A 25,711-nucleotide genomic window follows, 5' to 3' on the forward strand; every position below is an offset into this window, starting at 1 on the left:
CACCATAAGTCCAGTCGGCGCACTCGATACGAGTAGGCAGCTGTCTCAGTATGGGCACACCGCATGGCGGATAGAGGATGGAGTTTTTGCTGGGACGCCAAACGTGATTGCCCAAACCACCGACGGATATCTTTGGATTGGTACGCAAGCCGGATTGACACGGTTTGATGGCGTTCGGTTCGTCTCATGGAGACCGCCGGAGGGAAAGGAATTGCCCTCATCCCGCATCAATTCTCTGCTCGGAGCGCGGGATGGAAGCCTGTGGATTGGAACCACTGTGGGGTTAGCGCATTGGCGGGATGGAGAACTGACCAACTATCGTGACCCGGCTGGAAGTATTATGGCGATCGTGGAAGACCGCGCCGGCACAATCTGGATCGCGCGAGCGAATATCTCCGATACGAAGGGTCCTCTTTGTAAAGTCACAGATACAGGACTCCGATGCTACGGAAGAGACGATGGAGTTGCAGTTCCTTACGCGGTGACACTGGCCAAGGATAGTCTCGGCAATATGTGGCTGGCCGGTGGCCCCATGGTTTCCCGTTGGCAAACAAGTTCCGCCGATACCTACGTCGCAGCCGGGCTGGACCCAGCCGAAATATTCAACGGAGTGCTAGCGCTCGCCGGAAGACCAGACGGGTCTCTTTGGGTCGGGCTGGTGCACGCCGGAAAGGGCGGTGGGCTACAGCAACTCGTGCAGGGGGCGTGGAAACCATTCGTCACTCCGGAGGTCGATGGCAGTACGCTCGAGGTCACCGCGTTGTTATTAGACCGAGACAGCTCTCTCTGGGTGGGAACCTTAAGTCGAGGTATCTACCGCATTCAAGGAGACAAGGTAGATCACTTTAGCAGCTCGGATGGCTTATCGGGAGATGCTGTGACCGGCCTGTTCCAGGATCACGAAGGGAATATCTGGATTGCAACATCCAGGGGAATCGATAACTTCCATGACCTTCGAGTGGCTAGCTTTTCCACGCGGCAAGGGCTGAGCGCGGATCAGGTCAATTCCGTTCTCGCTTCGCGGGACGGTACTGTGTGGATTGGAACTTATAATTTGGATGTTCTCCGGTCGGGTAAGATCACTTCCATTCAGCGACGGAACGGTTTACCAGGACGGGCGATGACATCGTTGCTTGAGGACCGAGCCGGTCGGCTTTGGGTCGGCGTCGACGAAGACTTGTCGGTGTATGAGCGGGGAAACTTTAGAAAGATTCCTACAGGTGATGGCAGTCCCCTAGGCGCCGTTCGCGCAATGACCGAAGATGTCGATGGCAGCATCTGGGTCGCAACCAACACTCTCGCCACAAACCGGCATCGGCTGTTTCGCATTCAGAATCTCAGAATCCGTGAAGACATCTCCTCCCCTCAATTGCCAGCCATAAATATGCTTGCTCCTGATCCGCACGGTGGTGTTTGGTTAGGCCTTGCCAGGGGCGGCTTGGCCCGATTCCGAAATGGCCAAATGGAATTCTTCCCTCTCAGTGGCCATCATGATGACCCAGTCTACGGCCTTCTCGTAAATTCCGACGCTTCGATCCTGGCAGCGACGCAGTCTGGACTTGTCGGATGGAAAAATGGGACTGTGCAGACTCTAACAGTGCGGAATGGCCTTCCTTGCGACGTCATGTATAGCCTCATCTCTGACAGAAAAGCTACCCTTTGGCTTTACGCGGCATGCGGAGTGATTGCCATCCCAAAGACGGAACTGCAACGATGGTGGGAATCGCCCAACGCGACGGTGAAGTCCAGACTCTTTGACGTGTTCGACGGCGCCCGACCCATGTCTACTCCTTTCAAGCCTAACGCATCCCAGTCTCCGGACGGACGGTTGTGGTTCGCTAATCAAAACGACGTCCAGATGATCGACCCGGCTCACTTGGACAGCAATCCCATACTACCGCCAGTACACATTGAAGAGATTATTGCCGACCACAAAAACTACGCGCCGCGAGATGGTCTTCGTCTTCCTGCCCTGACGCGTAATCTCGGAATTGACTATACGGCCCTGAGCTTCGTAGCTCCTCAAAAGGTGCGCTTTCGCTACAAGCTGGAGAGCCACGATCCGGAATGGCAAGATCCCGGAACACGGCGTCAGGCTTTCTACGCTGATCTTCGTCCGGGAAACTACCGGTTTCGCGTGACAGCCTGCAACAACGACGGCATCTGGAACGAAGAAGGCGCGACTCTGGTCTTCAGCGTGGCCGCCGCCTGGTACCAGACCTGGTGGTTCCGCGGAGCCTCTCTGGCCGTTTTTCTGGCATTGCTCTGGGCGCTATATCGATGGCGCATTCAGCAAATCCAGCGCCAGGAAAAGCAGCTGCGGAATGTGATTGACACAATTCCGGCGCTGGCGTTTTCCAGCTCGCCAGACGGGAAGAATGAATGGGTAAATCGCCACTGGGAGGAGTACTCGGGTTTGTCCATCGAGAAGACAGTCGGCTCAGGTTGGGAAGCCGCCGTTCACCCTGAAGACATAAAGCGATTTGTTGAGAAGTGGCGCGCCGCGGTGGCGAGCGGTAAGCCCTTCGAGAATGAGGTGCGCCTCCGGCGGGCAGCGGATGCGCAGTATCGTTGGTTTTTGACGCGCGCCGTGCCCCTGCGGGATGCGCGAGGCAAAATCCTCAAGTGGTACGGTATCTCAACCGATTTTGAAGATCACAAGCGCGCCGAACAGCTGCAGGCAGAACTTGCTCACATAAATCGCGTCACCACGATGGGCGAACTGACCGCCTCACTGGCACATGAGCTAAAACAACCAATCGCGGCGGCAATTACAAATGCAAACGTGTGCTTGCGTTGGCTGAAGCGCGACACGCCGGATCTGGAAGAGGCGTGCGCGGCGACAAGAAGAATCCTGGAGGACCAGAAGCGTGCCGCTGAGGTGATCGAGCATCTACGGTCGTTGTACAAGAAGTCTCCTCCGCAACGTGAGTTGGTCGAGGTCAACGAGATCGTCCACGAAATGGTCACGCTGCTGCAGGGCGAGGCCAACCGGTTTGCAGTTTCCATGCGCACCGATCTTGCCGCCGACCTTCCCAGGATCACAGCAGACCCTGTGCAACTCCAGCAGGTGCTCATGAACCTCATGCTCAACGCCATCGAGGCCATGAAGGAGACAGGCGGAGTACTTACGGTCAAGTCGCAACGCGACGGGGACGACCAACTGCTGATCTCAGTCAGCGACACGGGCGTAGGATTGCCCACCGAAAAGGCGGATCAGATCTTCGATGCATTCTTTACGACCAAAACGCAGGGCTCCGGCATGGGGCTGGCGATCAGCTGTTCCATCGTCGAGTCGCACGGTGGCCGCTTGTGGGCAACACCGAACGACGGACGGGGCGCAACGTTCCATTTCACTCTGCCGAGCGAGCGCACGCACTCAAGATTAACTGCATGACCGGGAGCAGCACGGGCGGCCGCTCCTCGGACGTCGCGGGGCAAGTCCATTCTCAACCACCGCACCACACAACGGGCTCGAGTATCCCACGCTCCTTGTTGAGGCACTCATGGAATCCGGAGCCTACTTCGATTTTGGCCGGGGTCACAAGCGCGAACTCGTCCAAAGCCGAAGGCTTGTCCGAAAGCATCGAGGCAACGTCTACAGATACGGCGGCTTGGAGTGCGCGGGATAAACCGGCATGTTTTAGGGGATGCAAGAGCCCTACTGGAAAAGAGAACAGCGACTCCATCCTGGCCTCGAGTCTTGCATGAGACATCGTGAGGTGTCTCGTGAAGCGTAGACCAGAGGTACCGTGGGCCGGGCTATTGAGCTTCGAAAAGCCGATGGATCATGCTAGGGTCCTGAGTGCGTCGCGAAGTATCGCATCGAGCACCATCTTCCGGACCAGCGCCTGGGCCGGGGAGGGGAAAGTCGCCTTCCCTTCCCTGCTTTCAGCTGTCGGAGTGCCCAAAACGAGCTCGTTAGTCATGAAGGCACATTACGCCTGACAGAGGACCGTGTCGTAGGTGGTCGTAAAGCTGTGCCTGTTTGCCTAAAAGCGGTTGGTTTAGGAATTCGAACCGATGACCTCTTCCATGCCATGGAACCGTCGAAAACGTAAGTTATTGACGGATAAGTGGTTAAAATCGGCTAGGTCGCCAAAACCGGCCCAATCGGCTACCAATGCTACCAATTTGCTACCAAACTTACCGAGCGGATTTGGGCTGAGCCCGTGGGGGGAGCAGCCCAAAAAATCTTCCAATAGCTTATCGGCAGTCGTGCAATAGCCTATTGCACGACTGCCGGCGAGACCTTTACGACGGCCCATGGTGAATGCGGAAAGTGACCGGTAGAAGCCATAAGTGTCTGCAGGCGACATGCTGATGCCGAGTTAGGTGCTAATCGTGATCGTTCCCTCAGAGGCGTTCGGAGACCCTTTGCACCTTTGCAGGGCTGTTTGGATGTCTGCTCGCCTCCATAGGTGTCGTCCCATCCAACTTGACGCCAGTGACCTGCTGATAGAGAGCCGACTATTCACTCAAGTGGATAAGTTCCGGTTGGCCGACAAACCATCCCGAACACCACAAGGTTCCTGTTCAGGGCTCAATGAGTGCATTGGCGATTTACCACTCGCCGAGAAGGCGCATCCGTTCGCAGAAAGAGATCGCATGCGAGATGGATAGTCAGAGCTATAGCTATGAACTTGATGGACTCGCTATTAAGCCAGCGAACCCCTTGACTGGTCTGAGTCGAGCAGCATGAGCGACGATTGAAGCGCGACGGCGATCACTCTGGAAAACGGTCAGGCCATTAACGAGAGATATTGATGAACGAAAGCAACGGCCATGCTGCCTTCTCCTACGCTGCTGGAAACGCGCTTGATCGAGTTGTAGCGAATGTCACCTACACAGAAGAAGCCCGGAAGATTTGTTTCCAGCAGAAATGGAGCACGGTCTGCCGCCCAACCTGGCTGGTCGCTCACCTCGCGCCCAGTGCGGACATAGCCGTTTTCGCGTTGGATTTGAGGTGGCAACCAATGGGTTACTGCATCGGCGCCGATCATGACAAACAGTGCATCTGCAGGCCGGCGAATGACGGGCTCCCCCGTTTTCCGGGTTTCTATTGCTTTCAAGCAATCCGTGCCGTCTGCAGAGACCACCTGAGTTTCCGTCTCCACCCGAATGCCCGGCACGAGAGCAATCTGATCGATCAAGTATTGCGACATGCTGCGCTTCAGATCTTCGCCGCGGACCAGCATGGTCACGGAACTAGCGTAATCTGCGAAGAACAGGGCAGCCTGGCCGGCAGAGTTGCCGCCGCCGATGATAAAGACGCGCTTTCCTGCCACCGTGGGGGCCTCCGTACGTGCGGCCCCATACAAGACTCCACGTCCGATGAAGCGATCGACGCCGTCCGCCTCAAGTCTGCGCCAAGCAACTCCGGTCGCCAGGATCACCGTCTTTGTGGCAACCCGATCGCTCCCATCGAGTCCAATCGTGTATGCGCCATCGGGATGCGGAATGATCTCTTGGACCTCTCGGGTGAGAACCACTTCGGCTCCGAACTTGATCGCCTGCCGGAACGCGCGTTGACTGAGGTCATCTCCTGAGATGCCGTTGGGGAAGCCGAGGTAATTCTCGATGCGAGAAGATGTGCCAGCTTGACCGCCGGGAGCCTCGCGCTCGACCAACAAGACGCTGAGTCCTTCCGAGGCTCCATAGACGGCAGCCGCCAGTCCCGCTGGGCCGCCGCCAATAATCACCACGTCATAGCTTTGGCGATGGGGAGCTGTTTGGAATCCGAGCGCTTCAGCTACCTTACGAACCGTAGGAGGATGGCTGACGCAGAACGAACCATCCACGACGACGGATAGGCCAGCAATCTCGCAAGCCTGGTTAGTCGGAGCCGGATGTGCGCTACGATCGCGGTCGGCCCACTCATAAGGGATTCGATTCATGCTCAGGAAGGTGCGAATCTCCCGGCAGTCCGCATCAAATTTCGATCCGACGATCTGTATGCGGCTGGAGGGAAGATTCAGCATGTACTTCTGAACGACTTGTACCCGCTCGTTGAGGGTCTGTAGGATCAGCGCGCTGAACTCGGGCGAGCGTCGAATCAATTCCTGGAGGTGTTGAGGATCGAGCCGCGCCAAGTGGCAAGCTGTCTTCGCGCGGACGGAGGCGGGAGCTGACGTTGCCATGAGAATGGCCAATTCGCCAAAGAAATCGCCCGGCTTGTGCTCTGAGACTTCAGTTCGACGCCCCATCACATCTTTGAGCACTTCCGTGGTTCCGTCCATCACTACAAAAAAAGGGGTGGGCTCCCCTTCGTGAATGAGATACTCACCCGGTTCCAGATGAAGATCGGCAGCCTGCTGCGAGAGGCACATAAGGTTCGCGTCATTCAAGCAGGAAAAGATTGGTATTTTCTTCAACTCCGAGGATGTCAGCATGGCGACTGGTGTCCTTCTTTCTGTGCGGGTAGCACGGGTCCAGGGCCAAGGTTTTCAGTATGGGGCGGCATATGATGCACTGAAGCAACAAGAGCGACGAACTCCGGAAATGATTCGAATTCAGTCTTCAAATGCTCCCACTCACGCACAAATAAGGGACTGCGGAACCTCCGCTCAGCGGAACGGAGCATCAACTCCCACATTCGTTTTGGTATGCGGCGTTCGCAAAATAGAAGATAGGTTAATGAAACCAGGGTGCAGAATCGCAACATCGAGATGCTTAAATCGTCCGTCCGCTCAGGAAGCTCCGTGCCAACTGGCACACTCAGCCAGAATGCCGCCGAAGAGTTCTTCAACAGTTCGTCATACTGGGCAGACATTGCCAGGAAGATCTGCGTCTTCACCTGCTCGCGGTGATTTAAGACTGCGACAACCACACCGAGACCTCCCATCAGAAGCGACAATAATGTTGCGTATTGGATGATGTGCCCAAAGTTCATATCGGTCACGCATGCACCCCCGATATTGCAGGCATCTCTGCCGGTTTCTCTGAAGCAGCCGAAGCCGTGTGCTCCGTTTGCTCCCAACGGATCAACTTCAGATCCAGCACGACGAAGGAGTAGAGGACCGGAACGAGCAGAAGCGTCACGAAAGTAGCGATCGTCAGTCCCCCAATCTGCGCATAGCAAAGAGGCTCCCAAAGCGGGCCGCCGTGTGCAGCCAACGGAAACAGCGCAATCACTGTGGCCGCAACCGTGATCATCACTGGCCGCAAACGAAGGATGCCGGCATCGATCAGCGCCAACTCCAATTCTTCGCCGTCTTCTCGTCGCTCCTCGATAAATTCAAACAGCACAATGATGTGGCTCACAATGACACCAATGAGGCTGATGATCCCAAGGAATGCCATAAATCCAAAGGGCTGGCCCATAATGGCGAGTGAGAAGATTGCACCGACAACGCCGTACGGAATGGCGGCAAAGACGATGAGGGGTTTGAAGGCATTCTTGAACTGTGCGAGGAGTGCCAAGTAAATGGCGCTAACGCAAATGAGCAGCACCGTAGTGAGATCAGCAAAGCCGCTGACCTGCTCTTTTTGCTCACCTGCGAAGCGGAATATGAACCCGTCGGGAAGCTGCTTCTGGAATGCCTCCAGCTTTGGCATCGCCGCTGCGATTACCTCCGAAGGTAAATGCCCCTGCGTAGGCCAGCACTGCACGGTAATGGTCCGGTACTGATCGAAGCGTCGGATTTTAGGCGTTACCGGACTCAGGGCAGTGGTCGCCACCTGATCGAGAGGCACTGGAGGGGTGTCTTGCCGCGAGAAGACGTATAGACTGCGCAGATCAGAGAGTTGGGACCTCTCCTCCATCTGCATGCGTCCAACAATCGGAACCTGCTTGTTGCCATCTCTCAAAACTCCAGCCGTAATGCCATGAAGAGCCGTACTGACGGAATCGGAAACATCTGCGTTTGTGACGTGCGCCAGGTTTGCCCGGTCCGCATCGACGTGCACCACTTCTCTCGCGCTCGGCTCGCCCCAATCGTCTCGAACTCGGGCGGCGATGGGGATGTCGCGAAAGATTTGCTTTAGCTGCTCGGCTTCCGCTCTGAGACGTGGCAGATCTTCGCCGGAGATTCTGACCTGAATCGGAATTCCAACCGGCTTGCCCGTTTCGAGAGTCCGCGTATCGATGATTGCTCCAGGAATTTGCCTGTCCAGTTCTGCCTGCAAAAGGGCAAGCAGTGGGGTCGTATCATGATTGTCTTTCGTTCGCAGAATCACCTGAGCATAGTTGGTTTGCCTGTCCTCGGGTGTGGCGCTGCTCCAGAAGCGAGGACCGCCGCCGCCCACAAAAGTCGTCATCGATTGCAGAACATCCTTCGGATGTCCGTGCTCCGGATGGCTTCTACCATACTCTTCCGCTACCCGGCGGGTAATGGATTCCACCTGCTGAGTAACCGCGCTGGTCGCGCTCGCGGGAGTGTCTTCAGGCAGCCACACGTCGATGTAAGAAAAGTATTGAAGGTCTTTTGGAAAGAACTGCGGCTTGAGCGTGGAGAACACGACGCCGCCCGCTACCAGCAGGCCAAGCGATGCTGCCAGGCAGACTTTCCTGTGTTCAATGGCCTTCTTTGCCGTTCGAAAATACCAACCCGTGAACCCGCGCTGCCGCCTCTCCTCGATAGGAGTTTCGCTCCTGCTTTCCAATAGAAACGAACTGATGAGCGGCACAAAGGTCATCGAGACGAGCAGGGCCGCCAGCAAAGAACAACTAATGACGATAGGCAGACTGTACAGGAATTTCCCCGTATCTCCGGGCAACAGCAGAAATGGAAGATAGGAGACGATATTCGTGACGGTTGCATATGCCATCGTTTTGAATAGCTTTGTCGGTCCCAGCCACGCGGCGACGGACCGTGGCTGCCCGGCACCCAGTTCGCGCACAATCGCGTCGCCGGACACCACCGGTACATCGACCAATAGTCCCAGCGCGATGATCAGCGAAGCGATTGAGACCTGTTGCAGGTCGATCCCGAGCGTGCTGATGACCCCAAACGTGATCGCGAGCGTAATCGGCATGGACACCGCAATCAGAATGGCCGTCCGCCAGCTCCAGAAGCCAATCAAAGCCACAACTACCACCAGCACCAGCGCCTCGATCAAGCTGTGGCTGAAGAGCTCGATGCTGTCGTGTACCTGCAATGGCTGGTCTGACGTCCTGGCCAGGACCAAATCGGCCGGCAATGTTTTTCTGACGCTCGCCAGATTGGCGTCCACCTGTTTTCCAAAAGAACCGATCTGTTCTCCCTTCTTCATCTGGACCGAGAGCGTAATCGCGCGTGTCGTGATCCATCTACCGTTTTCGTCGCGACGAGTGTACCGGTTCAGGAACGAAGGGGGATTCTCATATCCCCTGTCGATGTCCACGAGATCCCGCAGGTAAAGCGGCGTTCCGTTCGGTGACGTGCCTATCACTACATTCCGCAGATCGTCGATGCTCTTGAACTCGCCTGTGGTGTTGACGCTGACCGTCCGTCCGCGTGCATTGAGCGTTTGGCCGCTCTCCGGTAGATTCCGGGCCGCGAGGATGCTGGAAAGATCCGCCGGCCTTAGCTTGTATTGCGCCAGGCGCTGCTGCGAGAAATTCAGAAATACGTTCTCGTCCAGTACCCCGGAACGTTCTGCCTTCGCCACGATCGACAGCGTTTTGAGGCTTCGCTGAAGGGTATCGGTAAAGTCGTCCAGGTCGCGATAAGTGTACTTGTCACCGGCCACGGCCTGAAGCGCCGCGGTGGTGTTTGCCGGCTCGTCGATGATCGCAGGTTCCCATGCATCGGGATGAAGTTCGTCGGTTTGCAGGCTCTGATTTGCGAACTTACTCAAGGCCGATTTCAGATCAGGAGTGCTGAGGTTCGTCGCCAGGTCCACCCCGGTAAACCCTGCTCCCGAAAACGCGCGCACATCGGAACAAAGATGTTGGGTTGCCATGTCTCGGGTCACCCAAGACAACTTGCGCTCGACTTCGTCGCTGTCGATAGACTTTGGAAAAACCACAACAATGGAACGTCGCGGCTGAGTATGCGTATCCAAACCACTCCGAACCTGCCGGATCTGTGCCTCAACCAGCTTGCTCACCCAGTTGACCTGAGCTGGATCGGCCGGCGGGCTCGCTACTGTAAGCATCAATGCAGACGTATCCCCGAAGTCCTTGATGTACAAAATCGGACCGGCGCCCTGCGGAAGGTCGTGGATGGCGTCCAGCCTGATCTTGACGTCGTCAAGTTCTTTGTCCCTGTCGTACTTTCCCTTTTCTGCCAGTTCGAATTGGACCATCGCCGAGCCGGTTCTGGAGGCGCTCTTGATCTCCGTCACCCATTGATTCAAAGCAATAGCCTGCTCGATCTTCCTGGTCACCAGTTGCTCTACCTGTTCGGACGATGTTCCCTGCCAAGGCACGATAATCATCGCTTGGCGTACCGGAATGTCCGGGTCTTTCCGTTGCGGCATCTTCAATAGTCCGTAGATTCCCCAGAGGAGCGCAACCGCGAGCGAGACCCAGGCGATGTGTCGCTGTTCGAGGAAGAAGCGGGCGAGATTCTGTTTCTTGTTCGTGGACTGCTCATTCTGTGCGTGTGTCATTGCTGCGTCTCCTAGTTGACCATCCGGATCAGGCTTCCGTTGCTTAGCTGGTTAGTACGGTTGACGACGATTCGTTCACCGGGCGTAAGGCCTTCGTCGATGACAACCGACTTGCCGAAGGTTTCACCAATCCTCACACTCTTCAATTGCGCAAACTGTTTTCCATCGTGCTCCGTTACAGTGAAGACCGAATAGTTATTCGAACCGGATTCCGCGGTCATCAAAGCAGTCAGTGGTACCACAGGCACAGTTTGCGTATTCGCTTGCTCTATACGGATGCGTGCGATCATGCCCACCTTGAACAAGCGATCCCGGTTCGGGAGAGTGACCTCGATGTTGAAAACCCGTGATTCACGGTTGGCGGAGGCGGAGATTCCCGTAATTTGCCCTGTGAAGGTCCGGCCCTGCAAGGCATCAAGTTGCACAGGCACCGGTGCTCCTAGCTTGAGGTGTGCCAGCATGCTGTCGGGAGCTCCGAAGTTCACCTTCACCACGCGCGTATCGTCGAGCGTGAACGCTCTTGTCCCCGCAGCAACCAGGCTGCCCGGTTCCACACTCTTTTCGACGATGACTCCAGGCATGGGAGCGTTCAGGCTCGTATCGCCAAGATTGATCCGCGCGTAGACAGCCTGCGCCGATGCAGCGCTCAACTGCCCGTGCCGCGCCTCGATCTGACGCACGGCGGCTTCCACACTGGCGGTCGCCGAGGTGTGCTGATTCACCGCCGCATCGTAATCCGGGCGAGTCATTGCTTTGGCGGCATAGAGCGCTTGTGCACGTTCAAAATCAAGATCTGCCTTTGCCTGATCGGCCTTTGCTCGGTTGAGTTCCGCTTGCGAAACATCAAGCGTACCCTGCGCTGAGCGCTGCTGGCCGACCGCGGAGTTGAGCGAGGCTTCATAATCGGAGCTGCGCAGTCGGGCCAGTGTGGCGCGGGCAGGTATTTCGTCGCCTACCTGCACATCACGCATCCGACCATCGACGCCCTTCACTCGATACAGAGCGGCGATATAACCGGGTTCCTTGAAGGCCAGTTGAACCTCAGTGTCCGGACGAATCTCGCCGGCGTAAGTCCAACTGGGCTGGACCTGCTGCGTAGCCACAATCTCCGCCACAACGGGAACCGGCTCTGGCCCCGCCTTCTGCTTTTTTGTCCCGCAGCCGGTGAGAGCGGAAAGCACAGCTAAACTCAAAATTCCGAAATATACACGCATCATTCTTCTCCTATCGCCTTTTTCAAATCGGCCCTGGCCTTCCAAAACGCAGTCAGAGCCTGTTGCTGCTGGCTGTCGGCGGAAGCCAGATTCGACTGTGCTTGAAACAAATCTCTGCCTAATGCCGCTTCGCGCTTTACCTGCTCCTGCAACTCTTTGAGCTTCTGCCGGGCCGCTCGTTCGCTTGCATCGCTGAGGGTCAGTTGTCGGCGGGTGTTCTCCAACTGCCGGCACGCATTTCTCACCTCCAGAAGAACGGCTCGTTCCGTAGCGCCGACGCCAACCTTGGCTTGCTCTTCCTTGGTTCGCTTTTCGTCGTATTCATGGTGCTTGCGTCCCCAGTCCCACGGTTCCCACCGAAGCGACAGGCCCACTGTCCCGACGTTGCTTGGAAAAACATTCTGGAAATTCGCTGTTGTGTAGTAACTGAAGGCCAGACTCACGTCGGGGATATATTCCGCCTTCTTCGCCCGCGCGTCGTAATTGGCTTGCTCCACCTCAAGCTTCGCCTTCTTCACATCTGGCCGGTTTTGAAGAGCGCGGGCTTCCATGGCTCCGAGTGTAGCGAGATCGGTATCTGCATCGCCGATCGCCGCAACCCGAAACTGCGTGTGTACGTCCCGGCCCATCAGATCGTTCAATCTTTCGCTCGCCGACGCGACCCTTTCGCTCGCATCGCTGATGGCATTCTGTATCTTCAACAGCTGCGCATCGGCGTTCAGCAAATCCGATTCGAGAATCGTCTCTTTACCGCGGTTCACGAATGCCAGACGATGCGATTCCCGGTAATAAGGGAGTGACGCCTCAAGGCTATCCAAAGCGCTCTGTGCCTCGACAACCGCGTAGTAAGCACGTCGAACCTGGTCGACCACCTCCAGACGCGTTTTCACCTGGTCCTGGCGCGTACCTTCCAGGCCCAGCGCAAGAGCCTTCAATTGCAAACGCAGCTGGTACTGCGTCGAAAGCGGCTGGGCAATCAGGACATTCAGTATGCCTACGGGTTTTCGCGGAATCTCGACCTTCTGATTCGTCGCCGGAATCGGCCCGGTCGCGCTGTATACCCCAAGCGAGCCCGCCGGGTAAGTAACCGATGGCTTCGTAACCAGTTGGGCGCCGAGCACAGTGACCTGCGTATTCGCAAATCGTCTCGTTCGATTCGCAGCCAGATCATCGGCGGCCCGGCGTGTCTCGAGGCTGGCGGTCTTCAGACTGCTGTTGTTCGCAACAGCTTGTTCAACCGCCTGTTCGAGAGTCAATTCAGGGAGGTTTGACTGTTGTCCCGCCGCCTGTTCGACCGTGGGCGGGAGGGACAGAGGTGCGAGACTCTGACCTCGCGCCAGCAGAGTCAGCGTCCCCAAGGTGAAGGCCAAGCAAGTTGTTCGAGTGCGTTTCATGAGGCAATGGTGCCTCGAACGAGGAAGCGGGGGGAGTAATGCCTCGTAAGCCCTATGTAAGCCCTACGTAAGCTAACGGCACTGCTTGCGGCACCTGTCAGTGGGACAAGTTTAGCTTTTTCAGGAGTTTGGCAGACCTGCGGTCAGCATGAAGAGGCTGAAAGAACGGCTCGACAGCTAATAGATTTATAAAGATTGTCTTGTGGTTGATGGCTTCGTCCAGGCACTTGAACGCCAGATCGAAATCCCCCATCCCGATTGCAGCGAAGCCTTCTGCCAACGGAGTGACGTATTGCCGGGCTGCGAGTTGATGAAGCCTTTCGATACACTCTTCGGTTCGCGAAAGGCTGCCTTCCTTGGCATGGGCTGCGGCAAGCAGGCCGATATCCAATGGTGAAACAGACGGAGAGAGACACTGTATGACCGCCTCGTAATTTTGCTGCTGGAAGTGCAGGAGTCCTTCATACAATCGCGCTTCAGGATAGTCGCGATCCAGTTCGAAAGACTGCCGGAGATCCTTTGCGGCTAAATCGTAATCCGCCTTTACATAATGAACATAAGCCATGCGCGCGCAATCGCTGGCAGAAAGCGGGTCCAGTTCAGCAGAGCGGAGGAGGCCTGCTTCTGCTGCCTCGATGTTTCCCTGGCACAACAACGCCATGGCACGAAATCTGTGCGCCCGCGCGTGGCTGGGTTGTAGTTTTAGCGCGCGGTCGTAGATCTCGTTCGCTTCGTCCCAACGATACTCAAACCAGGCACGAAGGCCGCCGAGCACCGTGCACGTCTCTCCGGATTCCGGAGCGAGCGCATAGCCGCGCTCCGCGTTCGCCTTCACTTCGGGATACACCTCACGGCCCGACACGGCCCCGAAAAGGGCAAGAAGACCGTTCGCTGCAGCCATGTCACTGTAAGCGAGAGCGTAGTCGGGATAAACCTCAACCAGCTTTCGTAGCTGCCCCATTGCAGCTTGCAGTGCTTCAGGCGACTGCTGATGAATCAGGAAGCGAGCTTGTAAGTACGCCGTATACGCGTCAAGGTTAGGAGCGGAAGACTGAACTGCCCCCTGCACTCCCGGCATATGAAGCCGGAGTAAGTCCGCAACAGATTGTGCGATCTCTTCCTGAATTGCAAACACATCTTTGAGTTCACGGCGGAACGTCTCCGACCATAAGTGATGACCCGATTCGGTCTGAATCGCCTGGGCAGTGATCCTCAGCTGTTCGCCGGCTTTCCTAACGCTTCCTTCGATGACAAGATTCGCGCCGAGACGCTGCCCTACTTCCCGGATATCGATGCTGGCACCCTTGAAGTGAAAGGCCGATGTCCGCGCAATTACGTTCAAACTGGATACCCGCGTAAGCGAGTTCGTGATCTCTTCACTGATCCCGTCGCAAAAATAGTCCTGCTCCGGCTCCGGACTCATGTTCACGAACGGCAACACGGCAACGCATATACGGCCCGGTGGCGGAGCTGCGGCAATCTCTTCGCGATGCTTTGCTGGCTGGGCGTTAAGCCATCGGAAGACCGGGACATAACTGCCCGGCCGCAATCCAATCAGAACCGGATCAACCGTACCCTGCCCTTCCTCGTAATAGGCCTTCAATTTCGCTCTGAGGCGGCGAGCCTCGACCCGAACAATTGCGTCGATATTCGGATCGTACTCAGAGGTGCGGTCGAACACCTCCATTGCAATCGAGAACTCCTTGAGGCTATCGATATCTCCATCGATTGTCCGATTCACGATGTGGGTCAGAAACCGGCATAACCGGACTGACGAAACGAAACCAGGGCTGTTCACCATCCGCGCCAATTGGTCGCGAACCGCTGTCGCCGGCACAGGGTCGGCTGCAGAGTTGGCGAGAGATTTTTCGGATGATGAGGGCAGAGTTGGCATTTGGTTACCCCCGCTCATTCTAGGCTCCCGAAGCTTCGCCGTGTTACGGCCGGCTTACGGCAGCTTACGGCCGGTCGGAGGCCACCCGGCATAAGGTGGAATCCAGCAGCGTTGGAGAATCGATGCAGACCGACAGACGAGCAGGAACAGTAATTTACGTGTCCAATAGGAGCCCGGAAACTACCATCGCGCAGGACATCGAAGCGCGCGGATTGGTTGTGCAGTGGGCGCGCAGCATCAGTGCGGCAGTCGAGTTGCTCAACTCGGCGCGCGAGAAGACTGTGATCGTCACGGAACTTGCCCTGGCTGATGGTAATTGGAGAGATCTCGTCGAACGGATGAGGGGTATTGATATCTGTGTGCCGATTGTACTCACGACTTCTTCCAGTACGGCGGAACTCTGGTGGGACGCGCTCGAATGCGGCATCGTCGACATCCTGCCCGGGTATCTCATTGCTTCTCGATTGTGTCAGCTTTTGGAAACGCCAGACGCATCATGAAAAAGATTGGGGGCCGCGACTGTGAGATCGAACTCTGATGCTAACAAGCAGAGAGCTGGCCTGCATTGCCGACAACAGATACAGGCAAGAATCTCAAGGACGAGGCTTTGAAAGAAGCGGACGCTCGAACAGAAACTGGCACGAATGCAGGGATAGCAACAGTTAGCAATTTTGTACAGGAGAATAAGTCGGATGAACGAAACTAATCGTTTGGCAAAGCATTACGACATGGTGGTGATCGGCTCGGGCGCTGCCGGACATCACGGGGCAATTCAGGCCGCCAAACTCGGCAAAAAGGTTGCGGTGGTCGAACGCTCTAAAGCTCTTGGTGGGGCCAGTATCAACACAGGCACGATTCCGAGCAAGACACTTCGGGAGGCTGTCCTGCGTTCTAGCCGATCAGGGCCCACGGATCGCCGGATCTCGGCCTCAAGCCTGGCACTGAGAATCGAGGAAGTCGCGTCCAACGAAGTTCGGGTGTTTGAGAGTCAGTTTCGCCGTAATGATATCGATGTATTGATTGGCACTGCTTCCTTTTCAGGACTCCACACGATTCGGGTTGCGAGTCAGGAAGGAGAGCACCTCTGCCACGCGGACCACGTATTGATCGCTTCTGGCTCGCGGCCGGCTCACAACGCCGCGATTCCCGTGGACGATGTCTCCATTATCGATACAGACGCGATTCGCCGGCTACAAACGGAGCACCATGTGTTGACCATTGTCGGGGGTGGCGTGATCGGTATTGAGTATGCCTGTATTGCCGCCGCTCTGGATATTCCCGTGACTGTGATCGAACGCCGCCCTCGCATACTCGATTTCGTCGACCAGCAGATTGCTGAAGCGCTGAGTTATCACATGCGCAGCCAGGGCGTCACTTTTCGTCTGGGTGAGGAGGTCGAGGAGGTTACGAAATCTTCTGAGGGCAAAGTCGGCGCGAAGCTGAAGAGCGGAAAACAGATCTGGTCGGATGCTCTGCTTTATGCTGTAGGGAGGCAGGCCAACACTGATTCGTTGAATCTTGCGGCGTGTGGCCTCGCTGCCGATGCGCGCGGCCGGATTCAGGTAAATACCAACTTCCAGACTTCGCAACCGCACATCTACGCCGCGGGCGACGTAATCGGTTACCCGAGTCTATCCTCTGTTGCGATGGAGCAGGGGCGCGTGGCCGTATGCCATGCTTTCGGCATACCGGTTGTGTCGGTCCCCGAATTGTTTCCCTACGGCATCTACTCAATTCCGGAGATTTCCTTCGTTGGCAAAACAGAAGAACAACTGACCGAAGCGGGTGTCCCATACGAGATTGGCATCGCACATTACCGCGAAATAGCGCGAGGCCAGATCCTAAACGACACTACCGGGCTCCTGAAGATATTGTTTCATAGGGAAACGCGCCAGCTGCTGGGTGTTCATATCGTTGGCGAAGGTGCAACCGAACTCATTCACATCGGACAGACCGTCATAGCTTTCGAGGGCTCGATCGACTCCTTTGTAAACACGGTTTTTAACTACCCTACCTTGGCCGAGTGCTACAAGGTCGCCGCGCTGAACGGCCTCAACCGGCTCAATTATTCGGGCGAGCCCCATTTAGTCGCTAGTTGAGGGCATTGCACCAGCCTCCACAGCCGTATCCTCGGAAGTGTTGCGGTGAGAATAGAATTGGTCGGGGTCCGCCGACCAGACTGCGCGTGATTCTCGGTTGACGGTATAAGGGCTTAGCACCTTTCCAGACATTTGCGCTCGAACAGACACCCGAATCGGTCGTTAACAGGTTCCTCGAGGTTTTGTTTGCAGCCAAGGTAACGCTCGGCGGTCAGAACCGAGGCGTGCCCGAGCAGGAACTGAATCTGCTCAAGTTCGCCTCCGTTCACGTGGCACAGCTTCGCGCAGATTCGGCGCAGATCATGCGGGGCGGCGTGCTCGAGTTCAACACGACGGGCACAATCCCGAACAACGTACCAAACCACATTTTCCGAAATCCCCCGACCCCAAGCTGTTCCGTGCCGACTGACTGCTCTGAAGACCCGTCCGTCTGTCACATTCGCTGCGGCCATACGAGGGCTAATTCAGCATTTGAATTACCTGGATGATGTGTGCCCATATGCTGAAACTGAGTCAGCAAATTATAAAGACGATTTTGCTATGTGGCTGTGTTTGCCGCAGCATTTCTCACGCGCAACAACCGCTTTCGAAGAGGGCAACCGAGGTCAAAGAGAAAGTCGCCAAATTCAAGCTGAATCAAAATATCAGTGTCATTCCCCTTCAGGGACATGAAGAGTTCGGATCATTTTTGTCCAGTACTGATGACGCATTCACGTTTCACGATATAGACCAGAAAATCGATGTCACATTCAAATACGAAAAAGTCAAGAAAGTGAAAAATGGATATGGTGGCTATGACCCCATCCATCATCGTCACGTCGATAGGACAGAAACCGAATCGTCGCTGCAATTTTTGTTGGCGCTTTAGTTGGCTTAATAGTCGCCGTTATCGTCAGTATGTAACTAAGATATATAGACTACCCCCTAAATTGGCGTCTTAGTTCTCCGGAAACGGGGTTACTGAGATGGTCCGCCGCTTAAACCTCAATCTGGCGATGAGGATCTTATAGGCAGATTGAAGGAGGATCATCGACATGGAGATTCGTTCCGTAGGCATTGACCTTGGCAAGACGACCTTTCACCTGGTGGCTCTTGGCGATAACTGCAAGGTGCTGCTGAAGAAGAAGTTTACCCAGAAGCAGTTGATTGCCTTCACCGCGAACCTGCAGACCTCTTTGATCGGGATGGAGGCCTGTTCCGGGGCGCACTTCCTGGGCCGTACTTTACGAGAACAAGGCCACGATGTGAAGCTGATCCCGGCCCAGTTCGTGAAGCCATTCGTGAAGTCGAACAAGAACGACTTCCTGGATGCGGAAGCGATTGCTGAGGCTGTGGATCGGGAGAACATGCGATTTGTTCCGATCAAGACGGACGACCAGCTGGATCTGCAGGCATTGCATCGTGTGCGCGATCGTTTGATCGCGCGAAGAACCTCAGTCATCAACCAGCTGCGGGCCTTCCTGCTGGAGCGGGGTCTGGTATTTGCAAAGAGCCCGGCCAGGCTGCGCGAGCGCATGCCCGAGATCCTCGAGAACGCCGAGGAAGATCTCACTCCGCGTATGCGGAACCTGCTGGCTCAACTTTGGAACGAGTGGAAGGATCTTGAACAGCGGGTGGTCGATCTGAACCAGGAAGTGGAGCTGATTGCCTCAAGTGATGCGGCATGCACGCGGCTCAGGCAGATCCCCGGCGTTGGCCCGCTGGTCGCAACCGCGATCGTAGCCGCGATCGGTAACGGCGCAGCCTTCCATAAGGGGCGTGAGTTTTCTTCCTGGCTTGGGCTTGTGCCACGACAGCACTCGACCGGTGGTAAGGCCCGCCTCTTCGGTATCAGCAAGCGCGGTAACAACTACCTGCGCAAGATCTTCATCCATGGAGCCCGCGCAGTCGTATTGCGATCGAAGCGAGACCGCGTCGCCATGGGCGCGTGGATGACCGCTCTTGAAGCCAGAGCGCCACGCAACGTGCTCATCGTCGCCACGGCAAACAAACTGGCAAGGATCGCTTGGGCCGTGCTGTCAAGCGGCCAGGACTATCGGGCAGTTCAAGAGCCAGTCGCGGCCTAGCTAAGCGTAGCTATCAAGATCAAGTTCTCCCACCGAGGTCTGCACCGGATAAGTAAAGATGAAAGAACAGTCAAACGGCGTACCTGAAACCTGATTGCTCAATAGGCTCTTCCACAGCCGAGGGGTTTTGTAGGACAGGTACGCGGCGTATCTCATCATGGCCAGGAGACTGATCTCCACCAAAAGGCCGGATACATTGACGCAGACATTCCTTCATCCATAAACTTTTCCCTTGCATTCAGACGGCGGACGATACATATCGGCAACTTCAATTGAACTTGCCGAAAAGGAGCCTTCAGGCACATCAAAATGCCTTATTTCGCTCACATATTACAATTTCACTTCTATGAACAAGAGACGTTGGTGGCTAGTGGTCATAGCCGCAGCTTTATTGGTCGTTTGTGTGTTAACGGCTATAGTCCTGCTATGGGTCTCTAAGCCGCGCTTCGTTGCCTTCCTATCGATCCTGCCAGTTGGGCTCCTTCCAATCGTCGCTCTTGTCTCGCCTGCGGCCAAAAACAACCGCATCACCGTTCCTCTTCTCACCCTAACCCCTGATAGTCTCAGGTCACTTAATGAAAACACGACGATACCCGTGCCTGCTTCTCTTCTCGGCCTTGTTGTCGATCCCCTACCTCGGCGCCCAGACAGTCACCATTGACGCCTATCGCCTCGCAGACGTCACTACTCTAGACGCTCCGTTCCGCTTCCACATCGGCGATGATCCGGATTTTGCTAACGCAAACTTCGATGATTCCGCATGGCAGCTACTCAAGCCCGGAGAATCTCTCCCCAGCGCCCATCTGCCCGACCTTCAGCCGGATACCACCTGGTCTCGCATCCACCTGCATATTGCCAACCCCATGGGTCCGCTCGGCATCGCGATCACCATCTCGGACGGCCTGCCATACGAGGTCTTTGCCAATGGTCGCCAGATTGCCATCTCGCCCTCCATGCACGCAAAAGCGCCCCAGTATATTCGCCCGTTTGCCATCGAACTTCCGCAGTCGAGCGATATAGTCCTCTCCGTGCGTTGCCTCGTGACCGCACACACAACATCCCAGCTCTTTCCGCTCGCTCGCTTCCAAATCGGTCAGCTTGGCGCCATCAGGTCTGCGACCGAGCTTGAGCGAATCCGTTCTTTCAATAACAGCACGCTCGTGAGCTTCCTCCTCGGCCTCATCTACCTTGCGTTCTCTGCGGTCGCGCTCAGCCTTTTCCTATCGCAACGGAACCACTTGGAATACCTTTGGCTCGCCATCTTTTGCCTGTTCAGCGTCGCCTACCACGGTGCGTTCACAGCGATCAACGTTGGCGCGATCTCCGCCACACTCCTCCACGTCATGTTCTCTGTATGCGCCGGATGGGCCACTCTCCTTTCCTCACTCGAATTCGTCCTATGCTTCTCACGCGCGGAACACGTGCGGCCGGCTCGCTTCGTTCAACTCGTCATGCTTTTCTGCCCGCTGCTCGCACTCGCCCAGTTCGAGAGAGCGTACGGTATCGCACTTATCTCTACGTTCCTCGTGTTGCTGTTTCTGATGAGCTTCTACCTGGTTCAAGCCATCCGCAGGGGTCGGGCCGAATCATGGCTGCTTCTCCCTTCTTTTGCGATCTGGGCTTTCAACGGCCTGCTCTCCATGGCGGCGATCTTCTATCCTTCATCCGTACCGTTGCTTTCAGGTATTCACTTCGGTTATGTCGGAATCAGCTTCGAGGACATAGGCGGATTCGTCGTGGCCTTCGGATTTCTCGTCGTGGTGCTTTTCCGATTCATCCGCGTCTCCAGCGCAGAGCAAAGATCTGCCGCTGAAATCGCCGCCGCACGCACCGTTCAGCAAATCCTCATCCCCGAAACCATCCCCGCCATCACGGGTCTCACTATCGAATCCGCCTATCTACCCGCTGACGAGGTCGGCGGCGACTTCTTCCAGATCCTCCCGCAACCATCCGGCACCACGCTCATCTTCCTCGGCGACGTCTCCGGACACGGCCTCAAAGCCGCCATGACCGTTTCCCTTCTCGTGGGCTCCATCCGCACCCTCACTGACTTCCTCCAATCTCCCGCGCAACTCCTTACCCGCCTCAACCAGCGGCTCGTCGGACACAGCTCCGGTTTCGCCACCTGCCTCATCCTCGCCATCTCCCCTGACGGCCTTCTCACCTACGCCAACGCCGGCCACCTCAATCCATATCTCGACGGCCACGAACTCGAAAGCGAACCCAATCTCCCACTCGGCCTTGCGCCCGACGTCACCTACACCGAATCCACCATGCATCTAAACTCTTCGCAGCGTCTCACCCTCCTCACCGACGGCGTCCTCGAAGCCACCAACTCCAAGACCAATGCTCTCTTTGGCTTTGACCGGACCCGAGAGGTCAGCACACAATCCGCCCAAAGCATCGCAGCAACCGCCAAAGCCTTTGCCTTCGGTGCTCCCCAGGCCGATGACATCACCGTCCTCACCATCCAACTCGTCGCCACCTGAGCAGGTATCTGCCCTGGCCCATCTCAGTTCACGGAAAGGCGAGTTTTCGGCGACTTAGCGAACTCATGCCGCACCGGAGTTGTTGAGAGACGATTGCGGTCGGATTACCGCCTTCTCTTCGGTTACCAGTTGAGCAACATTCCTCATGCCTTCGGCATGGAATGATACTTCGAATCCCCAAGAAGTTTCCCTTATTCCTTAAGCGAGCTTTCTTTTCCGTTATTCGTGGAATTTCACCACCCACACTCGGCCATGACACGAGTGTGACAATCCAACACGAATCCTTACCGTGGGTGTTTCCGCTATACAAATACGGCTGTTCGAACGTTTTGGCGATTCGAGTCTATGCCCGAAGTAAGAGCGAAAAACTGAAGAGTTAGGTTCCCGGGAACCGGACCTTCGTCAAAATGATCCATTCAAGATTTGACCGGCGAAGTTGCCGAAAACCCGACTTTACGGGAGGTGCTGTAGTTGTTGACCATGAGCAGGAGCACGAATCACTCAAGCTATAGTGCGCGGGGTTCAACCTAACCGCACGGAAGTCTTCTTACGCGCCTGCTTCTCGGATTCGGTCATTCCAAATGGTCCGCTAGGATCGATTGACTGACAGAGTCTGACGTAGACGATGCTAAAGACGAAGGACTCGAAGAAGCCGCCTAGCACCACTGGAAGAGATGAGTGGAAGGGAAATGAGTTTCTGTAGATGTACAAAGCATAACAATGGAGACTGAATAGGATTAGGGCTAGCGTCGCCGCTCTCGCCCTTTGGAGAGTTCTGCGCAGTTGAATTAGAAACAGTCCGACGAAAGTGAACGTCCAAAGTCCTTGTTGAAAGTAACCGCGTTCTGTTCCAAGTGAACCATTGTCGCAGTACAGAGCCACAATGCCACACACCGCAGCGAACACGATCCGTTGAGAACGAGTTCCACTCACAAGACCCACGTCTGTCGTCGTCATCGCTGCTATCTTAGTCTACGGAAGTGCAAGTGCCCAAAAACGGTAATTTCGGCAAGTTCGACGCTTCCAGGGCTGGATATCCCGAAGTTGCCGAAAATGTGACTTTAGAGGCAGTTCGGTTTCACATTTCCGGATAGCCGGGCGGTCTCAACCGGTCGATGCAACACTGGCTTGGAGTTTACTAGCAGGAGTTTCAAAGCCCAAGGTTTTCCGTGGGCGTTGATTGAGGCGCAGGGCTACTTTGTCTAGGTCGGCCTGGGAGTAGCCGGACAAGTCGGTTTTCCTGGGGAAGTATTGCCGCAGCAGGCCGTTGGTATTTTCGTTGGTGCCGCGCTGCCAAGGGCTCTGCGGATCACAGAAGTAGACGTTCACCTTGGTGGCCACGGTGAAGCTTTTGTGTTTGGCCATCTGCAGTCCTCGGTCCCAGGTCAAGGACCGTCGCAGAGAGGCGGGGAGTTTACGAACCTGCCGGGTCAGCGCATCGACGACGGTTGCCGTGTCTTTGCTTGGTACTTTGACCAGAATGGTAAAACGCGAATGTCGTTCCACCAGGGTTGCGATGTGACTGTTGCTGGTGCCGCTGAGCAGATCTCCCTCCCAATGACCGGGGATGGCACGATCTTCAATCTCTGCAGGCCTTTGGCTGATGGAGATGGCATCAACAATCTGACCGCGGGACTGTCCGCCAGCCCGAGAGTGCACTGAGCGACGGATAGATCGCTTGGACCGCAGGTGTTGCATCAGCTCTTTTTTCAGCACTCCTCGAGCCTGGATGAATAAGCTGCGGTAGATAGTCTCATGGGACACGCGCATGCTCTCGTTGCTGGGATACCGTCTCTTCAACCAACCGGAAATCTGTTCCGGCGACCAGTCCAGGATCAGTTTACTGGCCACGATCGTCCGCAGCTTCCTATGGTTGGCAAGCAGGCAGGCCTTGGGCCGCAGAGCTAACTTCCAAGCCTGCTGATCGGCCTCGTTGGCTCGGTAGCGTGGACGGCCGCCGTGCCGTACCACCTCCCGGCTCACAGTCGACGCAGCCCGCTGCAATCCTCGGGCAATCTCACGAATCGACGAACCGGAAGCAATGCCTCGTGAGATGTCTTCCCGCTCAGCCAACGTGAGCGTTCTCGGCGAGCGGCGACGAACGGCAGGAACAATCCCGCCGTGCTGCGACAACAAGAACTGAATGGAGCCATGCTCCTTGCCGAAGGCGCGTCCAATCTCATGCAGCGACTCGCCCGCCTTCCAACGGCGCCATATGTCGGCCTTCTGCTCCCCAGAAAGACCATACCGTCTTCCTTGTCTCATCAACACCACCTCTAAGAAATGATCTAAATCAGATGGTGTGTTGCATCGACCGGTTGAGACCGCCCCGTTTTTCGGCCACTTGAACCAGAGCACATCGGTAAACAGATGCCGACTTGAACGAAGCCGCTTTGAGAGCGGCGGACGCATGCGCGTGTGGTTGAGCCAGCCTTGATGGCGCTGCGATAAGTTAAGTGGCAGGGGTATCTCTCAGCGCATGAACCGACCTTCGCTGGAGATGGCCGACATCGTTCACTGTGCCGGTGACGACTTCATAAAGCGCAGTCGCCGGTGGATCAGCTGGCAACATCAGAAGGTGTTGCTGGCCATCACCCGTTGCCGCACCGCTGCGCTGGGCGGGCATCGCGATCAGTGCTCCAGCTGCGGACATTCCGCCATCTCCTACTATTCGTGCCGTAATCGGCATTGCCCCGGATGCCAGGGCAACGCCCGTGTGCGCTGGCTCGAAGCCCGCCAACGCGAGCTTCTCCCTACCCGCTACGTGCATGTTGTCTTCACCCTCCCGCGCGAACTGGCCCCGCTTGCTCTGCAGAACAAGCGGCTGATTTATAACCTGCTGTTCCACTCCAGCGCCGCGACCCTGCTCGAGATCGCTCGCGATCCCCGACACCTCGGCGCCGAGATCGGCTTCTTCAGCGTGCTCCATACCTGGGACCAGCGCCTGCAACATCATCCCCATGTCCACTGCGTGCTCGCCGCCGGCGGCCTCGCTCCAGACCACTCCCGCTGGATCTCCTCCCGCCGCTCCTTCTTTCTCCCCATCAAGGTGCTCAGCCGCGTGTTCCGCGGCAAGTTCGTCGCCGGACTCAAGAGCGCCTTCCATACAGGCACACTCCAGTTCTACGGCAACCTCGCACCACTCGCAGCACAGGGGACCTTTACCTCCTGGCTCAGACTCCTGTTCCGCCACGACTGGGTCGTCTACGCCAAGCGCCCCTTCGGCGGGCCGGAACACGCACTGCGCTATCTCAGTGCCTACACCCACCGCATCGCCATCTCCAACCACAGACTCGTTGCCCTCGCCAACGGCAACGTCACCTTCCGCTGGAGAGATTCCGCTCACGCCAACAAGAAGCGGCTCATGATCCTGCCCGTCGATGAGTTCCTGCGCCGCTTCCTCCTCCACCTGCTCCCGCGCGGCTTCGTGCGCATCCGCAACTTCGGCTTCCTCACCAACCGGTACCGCGCTACGTTGCTGCCGCTCTGCTTCCACCTGTTCCACAGCACTGGACCGCCCCGACAGATAAATGCAGCGCAGACTTCAACCCATAGGAGCTCCGCATCGCTCTGGAACTGCCCTGTCTGCGGCGGAACCATGCACGTCGTCGAACACCTCTCCGCAGCTCAACTCCTGCTTCGCTCTCCTCCGCTGTCCCGCGAGTGTGCCGCATGAACCCACAGTTCCAACCTCGACCTGCTTACCTGCTCCGGCACGCACAGAGTCCCTGTGTCGCATCTCGCTCCAACCGCACTCGAGACCACCGCTTCACCCGCTGTCTGCTGCCTCATCCAGAAGCTTTGCCCCCGCGAACTCTTCCCACAATCCGCATCCGCACCACGCACCACCGACCTCCGATGCCCTCGGCCTCCGCGCAGCACCATTCAAATCCCATAGCAACCCAACTGCCAGCGGCTTCCTTCAAGTCGCTGTATCCGAAGCGCCGCCCCACAGCGCTTCAATCAACCAACCGGAAAAAATGGGCGCTCCAGATACAGCACTAAGACTTACCAGGACT

Annotated in this window: 15 protein-coding genes; 7 read left to right on the forward strand and 8 right to left on the reverse strand. The window is 56.4% G+C overall.

All coding sequences use genetic code 11. The features are described from left to right. Nucleotides 1-211 precede the first annotated feature (211 nt). Nucleotides 212-3,397, forward strand: coding sequence for a two-component regulator propeller domain-containing protein (locus tag BDD14_RS08620; RefSeq protein WP_165419993.1), 3,186 nt, complete (start codon nucleotides 212-214; stop codon nucleotides 3,395-3,397). Nucleotides 3,398-4,742: 1,345 nt separating this feature from the next. Here the strand turns inward: BDD14_RS08620 and BDD14_RS08625 are convergent. The 6 genes from BDD14_RS08625 to BDD14_RS08650 all read right to left on the reverse strand — a co-directional run bounded on the left by BDD14_RS08625 (nucleotide 4,743) and on the right by BDD14_RS08650 (nucleotide 15,038). Then, nucleotides 4,743-6,392, reverse strand: a complete 1,650-nt coding sequence (locus BDD14_RS08625; protein WP_130418448.1) for an FAD-dependent oxidoreductase — start codon at nucleotides 6,390-6,392, stop codon at nucleotides 4,743-4,745. After that, nucleotides 6,386-6,892, reverse strand: coding sequence for a hypothetical protein (locus tag BDD14_RS08630; protein WP_130422882.1), 507 nt, complete (start codon nucleotides 6,890-6,892; stop codon nucleotides 6,386-6,388). The genes BDD14_RS08625 and BDD14_RS08630 overlap by 7 nt, the downstream gene beginning before the upstream one ends. A 5-nt stretch (nucleotides 6,893-6,897) precedes the next feature. Then, nucleotides 6,898-10,536, reverse strand: coding sequence for an efflux RND transporter permease subunit (locus tag BDD14_RS08635; RefSeq protein ID WP_130418449.1), 3,639 nt, complete (start codon nucleotides 10,534-10,536; stop codon nucleotides 6,898-6,900). A gap of 11 nt (nucleotides 10,537-10,547) precedes the next feature. Continuing rightward, complete coding sequence (locus BDD14_RS08640) at nucleotides 10,548-11,753, reverse strand: efflux RND transporter periplasmic adaptor subunit (protein WP_242617831.1); 1,206 nt, start codon at nucleotides 11,751-11,753, stop codon at nucleotides 10,548-10,550. Continuing rightward, nucleotides 11,750-13,144, reverse strand: a complete 1,395-nt coding sequence (locus BDD14_RS08645; RefSeq protein ID WP_130418450.1) for a TolC family protein — start codon at nucleotides 13,142-13,144, stop codon at nucleotides 11,750-11,752. The genes BDD14_RS08640 and BDD14_RS08645 overlap by 4 nt, the downstream gene beginning before the upstream one ends. A gap of 97 nt (nucleotides 13,145-13,241) precedes the next feature. Then, a complete protein-coding gene (locus BDD14_RS08650; protein WP_242617832.1) occupies nucleotides 13,242-15,038 on the reverse strand; it encodes a tetratricopeptide repeat protein in 1,797 nt (598 codons plus the stop codon). Nucleotides 15,039-15,160: 122 nt separating this feature from the next. Between BDD14_RS08650 and BDD14_RS08655 the strand changes: the two genes are divergently transcribed. Then, nucleotides 15,161-15,538, forward strand: a complete 378-nt coding sequence (locus BDD14_RS08655; protein WP_130418452.1) for a response regulator — start codon at nucleotides 15,161-15,163, stop codon at nucleotides 15,536-15,538. 192 nt (nucleotides 15,539-15,730) lie between these two features. Further along, nucleotides 15,731-17,137 (forward strand): Si-specific NAD(P)(+) transhydrogenase, encoded by a 1,407-nt coding sequence (sthA, locus tag BDD14_RS08660; protein ID WP_130418453.1) that lies wholly within the window; start codon nucleotides 15,731-15,733, stop codon nucleotides 17,135-17,137. 113 nt (nucleotides 17,138-17,250) lie between these two features. Here the strand turns inward: sthA and BDD14_RS34415 are convergent, their stop codons facing one another. Beyond that, complete coding sequence (locus BDD14_RS34415) at nucleotides 17,251-17,589, reverse strand: tyrosine-type recombinase/integrase (RefSeq protein ID WP_130418454.1); 339 nt, start codon at nucleotides 17,587-17,589, stop codon at nucleotides 17,251-17,253. A gap of 47 nt (nucleotides 17,590-17,636) precedes the next feature. Between BDD14_RS34415 and BDD14_RS08670 the strand changes: the two genes are divergently transcribed. From BDD14_RS08670 to BDD14_RS08680, 3 genes are all read left to right on the forward strand, one after another. Continuing rightward, on the forward strand, nucleotides 17,637-18,005 hold the full coding sequence (locus tag BDD14_RS08670; protein ID WP_130418455.1) for a hypothetical protein: 369 nt from the start codon (nucleotides 17,637-17,639) through the stop codon (nucleotides 18,003-18,005). 166 nt (nucleotides 18,006-18,171) lie between these two features. Beyond that, a complete protein-coding gene (locus tag BDD14_RS08675; RefSeq protein ID WP_130417512.1) occupies nucleotides 18,172-19,203 on the forward strand; it encodes an IS110 family RNA-guided transposase in 1,032 nt (343 codons plus the stop codon). A 575-nt stretch (nucleotides 19,204-19,778) separates the two neighbouring features. Continuing rightward, nucleotides 19,779-21,692 carry a PP2C family protein-serine/threonine phosphatase gene (locus tag BDD14_RS08680; RefSeq protein ID WP_130418456.1) on the forward strand — a complete coding sequence of 638 codons (1,914 nt, stop codon included), beginning with the start codon at nucleotides 19,779-19,781 and terminating at the stop codon, nucleotides 21,690-21,692. Between the two features lie 1,104 nt (nucleotides 21,693-22,796). Here the strand turns inward: BDD14_RS08680 and BDD14_RS08685 are convergent. Continuing rightward, nucleotides 22,797-23,957, reverse strand: coding sequence for an IS30 family transposase (locus tag BDD14_RS08685; RefSeq protein ID WP_130418457.1), 1,161 nt, complete (start codon nucleotides 23,955-23,957; stop codon nucleotides 22,797-22,799). A 214-nt stretch (nucleotides 23,958-24,171) separates the two neighbouring features. On the opposite strand from BDD14_RS08685, the gene BDD14_RS08690 reads away from it, so the two are divergent. Next, nucleotides 24,172-25,368 (forward strand): IS91 family transposase, encoded by a 1,197-nt coding sequence (locus BDD14_RS08690; RefSeq protein WP_130417055.1) that lies wholly within the window; start codon nucleotides 24,172-24,174, stop codon nucleotides 25,366-25,368. Nucleotides 25,369-25,711: the final 343 nt, after the last annotated feature.

It is taken from the genome of Edaphobacter modestus, from assembly GCF_004217555.1.
Classification (GTDB): Bacteria; Acidobacteriota; Terriglobia; order Terriglobales; family Acidobacteriaceae; genus Edaphobacter; species Edaphobacter modestus.

Excerpts from the sequence above, each read along its gene's own strand:
- BDD14_RS08625 (WP_130418448.1), bottom strand. The coding sequence starts at position 6,392 with ATGCTGACATCCTCGGAGTTGAAGAAAATACCAATCTTTTCCTGCTTG.
- BDD14_RS08630 (WP_130422882.1), bottom strand. The coding sequence starts at position 6,892 with ATGAACTTTGGGCACATCATCCAATACGCAACATTATTGTCGCTTCTG.
- BDD14_RS08635 (WP_130418449.1), bottom strand. The coding sequence starts at position 10,536 with ATGACACACGCACAGAATGAGCAGTCCACGAACAAGAAACAGAATCTC.
- BDD14_RS08640 (WP_242617831.1), bottom strand. The coding sequence starts at position 11,753 with ATGATGCGTGTATATTTCGGAATTTTGAGTTTAGCTGTGCTTTCCGCT.
- BDD14_RS08645 (WP_130418450.1), bottom strand. The coding sequence starts at position 13,144 with ATGAAACGCACTCGAACAACTTGCTTGGCCTTCACCTTGGGGACGCTG.
- BDD14_RS08650 (WP_242617832.1), bottom strand. The coding sequence starts at position 15,038 with ATGCCAACTCTGCCCTCATCATCCGAAAAATCTCTCGCCAACTCTGCA.
- BDD14_RS08655 (WP_130418452.1), top strand. The coding sequence starts at position 15,161 with ATGCAGACCGACAGACGAGCAGGAACAGTAATTTACGTGTCCAATAGG.
- sthA (WP_130418453.1), top strand. The coding sequence starts at position 15,731 with ATGAACGAAACTAATCGTTTGGCAAAGCATTACGACATGGTGGTGATC.
- BDD14_RS34415 (WP_130418454.1), bottom strand. The coding sequence starts at position 17,589 with ATGGCCGCAGCGAATGTGACAGACGGACGGGTCTTCAGAGCAGTCAGT.
- BDD14_RS08670 (WP_130418455.1), top strand. The coding sequence starts at position 17,637 with ATGCTGAAACTGAGTCAGCAAATTATAAAGACGATTTTGCTATGTGGC.
- BDD14_RS08675 (WP_130417512.1), top strand. The coding sequence starts at position 18,172 with ATGGAGATTCGTTCCGTAGGCATTGACCTTGGCAAGACGACCTTTCAC.
- BDD14_RS08680 (WP_130418456.1), top strand. The coding sequence starts at position 19,779 with ATGAAAACACGACGATACCCGTGCCTGCTTCTCTTCTCGGCCTTGTTG.
- BDD14_RS08685 (WP_130418457.1), bottom strand. The coding sequence starts at position 23,957 with ATGAGACAAGGAAGACGGTATGGTCTTTCTGGGGAGCAGAAGGCCGAC.
- BDD14_RS08690 (WP_130417055.1), top strand. The coding sequence starts at position 24,172 with ATGAACCGACCTTCGCTGGAGATGGCCGACATCGTTCACTGTGCCGGT.